The 1,325-nt window shown below is 39.4% G+C and carries 1 protein-coding gene; it reads right to left on the bottom strand.

All coding sequences use genetic code 11. From position 1 onward, the window contains the following. Positions 1 to 1,118: 1,118 nt before the first annotated feature. Positions 1,119 to 1,325 (bottom strand): hypothetical protein (locus FTT76_RS17465; protein ID WP_218955911.1); only part of this gene is annotated, 207 nt, incomplete at its 5' end.

The following is a 1,325-nucleotide window of genomic DNA, read 5'->3' as shown; positions in this document are numbered from 1 at the left end:
GACTTAATACAATCTCTGTGATCTGTCCTTGTTCTTCAAAGAATCTTTCATTCTCTGTATGTACGAATTTTACTGTTTTACCCAATAAATCTATGATGTTTTTCATCTTCACAACCTCTTTTTTTTTAAGTTTTTGAGTTAGTGATTAGTATCATTATGGTGAGAGTTGAGCAGATAGAAGGTAATACTCACCCTAAAGCACCTATAAAGGCACTTTAGGAGTATTTCCTCTGGAGCATCACTACGGAGCCGAGCGTCGCTTCAATCGGAGTGCTTCACGGTATAACGCTGCACCTGTCTTAATTACGGCTTATATCACCGCCTGAACGCATTTAAGACCGCTTATATTGCCTTATGTTCATCGCAAGGGTATTAACCCAATATACTCACGAACGGCTCAAAACTACTCATGCTGCTGCCTGCTTTGTTCAGATCCCCCAGTAACAGGCTTAAAATCACCGCTTAAATGCTGTCGTCACTAATCCTTCCACCCATTTAAACGGACGGAATATTAATTTTGGTAGGTTTTAACAACGAAAGGGATTTATTTTGAATCTTGTGTCGTTATAATCGCTTATACCGCACGGGGTTTATCCTGATTATTATGTCAGACGGCAATCTACATAATCTTTCGTTATTAATTCCGCCAAGAATTAATAACCGTGCTTTAGAATATATTTTAAGTTGAGCCTTAAAACAATGCCCTAGAATGCGTATTTTAGGGCATTTTTTTGTTTATTTACGACCACATGACAACATGTTTACGGTTTTAGGGGGGGTTAGGGGGGTTTTAGGGTTTCCCTAACAAGAATCACAGTGCCCTTTGTGTATCCTTGCTTTTTCTGCTGGTGATCTCTCCAGGATTAACAGAGGGAACGGAGTGTTCCCGAACTGACGCAATAAGCTACGAAAACACCTTCCTCCCTGATTACAAGCTCCCCTTTGCTTTAGATCGGTAAGTTTTAGGCTATGCCGACACGCTAACCAACCAATAAAACGAAGCCAAATGTAAGGAAGGAGGAGGAGTTTCGACGACGACGCCCGCACTTTTGGCGAGGGTTTTTTGAGGTTCTTGGTATATTGACGAAAACTCATGTAATGCCCACGCCACAAGGCTTTCAGACGATCTCAAATTCAAGTAGGTTTTTCAGAATATAAAAATCATTGTTGTTGATTGAAATCTGATGTTCACCACTTAGACTTAATACAATCTCTGTGATCTGTCCTTGTTCTTCAAAGAATCTTTCATTCTCTGTATGTACGAATTTTACTGTTTTACCCAATAAATCTATGATGTTTTTCATCTTCACAACCTCTTTTTTTTT

It is taken from the genome of Acinetobacter sp. YH01009 (assembly GCF_013420765.1).
Lineage (GTDB): Bacteria > Pseudomonadota > Gammaproteobacteria > Pseudomonadales > Moraxellaceae > Acinetobacter > Acinetobacter amyesii.
This window is presented reverse-complemented; position numbering and strand designations above follow the sequence as displayed.